The organism is Acetatifactor sp. (genome assembly GCF_982438285.1).
The window spans coordinates 1-3,359 of record NZ_CEWDFQ010000333.1 but is presented as its reverse complement, the minus strand read 5'-3'; the positions used below and the strand labels follow the sequence as shown (position 1 = coordinate 3,359).

Here is a 3,359-nt window from a genome sequence, read left to right as displayed (position 1 = left end):
CCTAAAAACTGTGAGATTTACATTGTGGAGGGAGATTCCGCAGGAGGAAGCGCAAAGACAGCCCGTTCCCGTGCAACCCAGGCAATTCTGCCACTGCGCGGAAAAATTCTGAATGTGGAAAAGGCAAGGCTGGATAAGATTTATGCAAATGCAGAGATCAAGGCTATGATTACTGCCTTCGGTACAGGTATTCACGAGGATTTCGATATCACAAAGCTTCGCTATGACAAGATCATTATCATGACAGATGCGGATGTGGACGGGGCTCATATCAGTACCCTTCTGCTTACGTTCCTCTACCGCTTTATGCCGGATCTGATCAAGGAGGGCCATGTTTTCCTTGCAAAGCCTCCTCTCTATAAGCTTGAAAAAAATAAAAAGGTATGGTACGCCTACAGCGATGAGGAGCTGGATGCGATCTTGAAGGAAGTGGGAAGGGATCAGAGCAACAAAATTCAGCGTTATAAGGGTCTTGGAGAGATGGACGCGGAACAGCTCTGGGAGACTACCATGGACCCGGAACGGAGAATTTTGCTGCGCGTAAATTATGACGAGGAAATGGAGTCGGAAATCGATCTCACCTTTACCACTCTTATGGGAGACAAGGTAGAGCCCAGACGGGAATTTATCGAGGAAAATGCAAAGTTTGTAAAAAATCTGGATATATAATAGTTTGCCGAAAGGCGAGAAAGAGGAAGTATGAACGACGATATTTTTGACAAGAATCCGGAGTCTGAGGTGGATAAAATCCACGAAGTGGATTTGAAGGAGCGCATGGAAACCTTTTATATCGATTACGCCATGAGCGTAATCGCTTCCAGGGCTCTTCCTGATGTGCGGGACGGTTTGAAGCCTGTACAGAGAAGAGTTCTGTATTCCATGATAGAATTGAACAATGGCCCTGATAAGCCACACCGTAAAAGCGCCCGTATTGTGGGTGATACCATGGGTAAGTACCACCCTCACGGAGACAGTTCCATATATGGCGCCCTGGTAAATATGGCTCAGGAATGGTCGACCAGATATCCTCTTGTGGACGGACACGGCAATTTCGGTTCCATGGACGGAGACGGCGCGGCCGCTATGCGTTACACGGAGGCAAGGCTTTCCAAAATTTCCATGGAGCTGTTGGCTGATATCAATAAGGATACCGTAGATTTTGCGCCAAACTTTGACGATACGGAAAAAGAGCCCGTGGTGCTTCCCAGCCGTTACCCCAATCTCTTGGTAAACGGCACCACCGGCATTGCGGTGGGAATGGCTACCAATATTCCACCTCATAATCTGCGTGAGGTAGTGAATGCAGTGGTAAAGATAATTGACAATAAGGTAAATGAGGAAAGAGCCACCACCATTGAGGAAATACTTCCCATTGTGAAGGCTCCTGATTTCCCCACGGGCGGACTGATTCTGGGAACCAGAGGCTGTGAGGAGGCTTACAGAACCGGCCGCGGAAAAATCAGGGTTCGGGCGGTGACCGATATTGAGACCCTTCCCAACGGAAAAAGCCAGATTGTTGCCACAGAGCTTCCCTATATGGTGAATAAGGCAAATCTCATCATCAAGATAGCAGAGCTTGTAAAGCTGAAAAAGATTGAAGGCATTGTGGATATCAGGGATGAATCCAACAGAGAGGGCGTGCGCGTGGTGATCGAGCTGAGAAGAGACGCCAACGCCAATGTGGTGCTGAATCAGCTCTTTAAGCATACACAGCTTCAGGACACCTTTGGTGTGATTATGCTGGCTCTGGTGAACAATGAACCTAAGGTAATGAACCTTCTGGATATGCTGACTTATTACCTGAAGCATCAGGAGGAGGTTGTCACCAGAAGGACAAAATATGATCTCAACAAGGCTGAGGAAAGGGATCATATCCTGCAGGGACTCTTAAAGGCTCTGGATTTTATTGATGAAGTGATTTCTATTATCCGAAGCAGCCAGAATGCTCAGATAGCAAAGGAAAGGCTGATGGAGCGCTTTGCGCTTTCGGACGCACAGGCTCAGGCCATTGTGGACATGCGGCTCCGTGCCCTCACAGGTCTGGAAAGAGAAAAGATTGAAAATGAGCACAGGGAGCTGCAGATTAAGATTGGAGAATTGAAAGCAATTCTTGCAGATGAAAAGCTTCTTTTAAAAGTAATCAAAGAAGAAATGCTGATGATCAGCGAAAAATACGGCGATGAAAGAAGAAGCAAGATTGGATATGATGAATTTGATATTTCCATGGAGGATTTGATTCCAATGGATAACACAGTGATCGCCATGACAAGCCTTGGATATATCAAGCGTATGACCGTGGATAATTTTAAGGCCCAGAACAGAGGCGGCAAGGGAATCAAGGGAATGCAGACCATAGAGGATGACTACATAGAGGATCTTCTTATGACCACAACCCATCATTATCTGCATTTCTTTACCAGTTTAGGAAGAGTGTACCGGTTGAAGGCCTATGAAATTCCGGAGGCGGGGCGGACCGCCAGAGGGACTGCCATTATCAATCTTTTGCAGCTTTCTCCAGGAGAAAAGATAACGGCTATGATACCCATTCGGGAATACGACGGCCAGAAAAACTTGTTTATGGTGACCAAGAAGGGAATCGTAAAGAAAACCTCCCTGATGGAATTTTCCAATGTACGGAAAAACGGCCTTGCAGCCATTCATTTAAAGGATGACGATGAGCTGATTGAGGTAAAGACCACGGACAGCACCAGTGAAATTTTTCTTGTGACCAGACAGGGAATGTGTATCCGGTTCCAGGAGACGGATGTGCGCCCTACGGGAAGAACCTCCATGGGTGTGATTGGCATGAATTTGTCCGACGGGGATGAAATCGTAGGCATGCAGCTGCAGACTCAGGGAGACTCTCTTTTGATCGTATCGGAAAACGGCATGGGAAAGAGAACCTATCTTGATGAATTTACTGTGCAGAAGAGAGGCGGAAAGGGCGTTAAATGCTATAAGATCACAGAGAAAACCGGAGATGTGGTGGGCGTCAAGGCGGTCAATGACGACAATGAAATTATGATGATCACCACGGAAGGCATCATTATCCAGCTTCGGATGCAGGATATTTCCACCATGGGAAGAATCACCTCAGGGGTGAAAATGATTCATCTGGATGAGGGTGTCAAGGTGGCCCAGATTGCCAAGGTGCGGGAGAAGGTTTCCAACGGGGATCAGGAATTTGACAATGTGGACGACGCTCTTGAGGAGATTTCTGAAAAGGTAAATAATGCGGCATATAACGATGTTTTGGACGACGAAGAAAAGGAAATCAATATGCCCAAGGAAGAAGAGGAAGAATAAATGTCTGTAGATGCAGTCAGAAATTATTTAAAGCAGTTTGATCTGGATGGAAA

General features: G+C 46.6%; 2 protein-coding genes. Both read left to right on the top strand.

All coding sequences use genetic code 11. The features are described 5' to 3' along the window. Positions 1 to 669: toprim domain-containing protein (locus tag AC1WIP_RS13420; RefSeq protein ID WP_481142302.1), on the top strand; the 669-nt coding region annotated here is incomplete at its 5' end. Positions 670 to 699: 30 nt separating this feature from the next. Beyond that, positions 700 to 3,306: a DNA gyrase subunit A gene (gene gyrA, locus AC1WIP_RS13415; RefSeq protein WP_481142301.1), complete on the top strand. Its 2,607-nt coding sequence runs from the start codon at positions 700 to 702 to the stop codon at positions 3,304 to 3,306. The last annotated feature ends 53 nt before the right edge of the window (positions 3,307 to 3,359 follow it).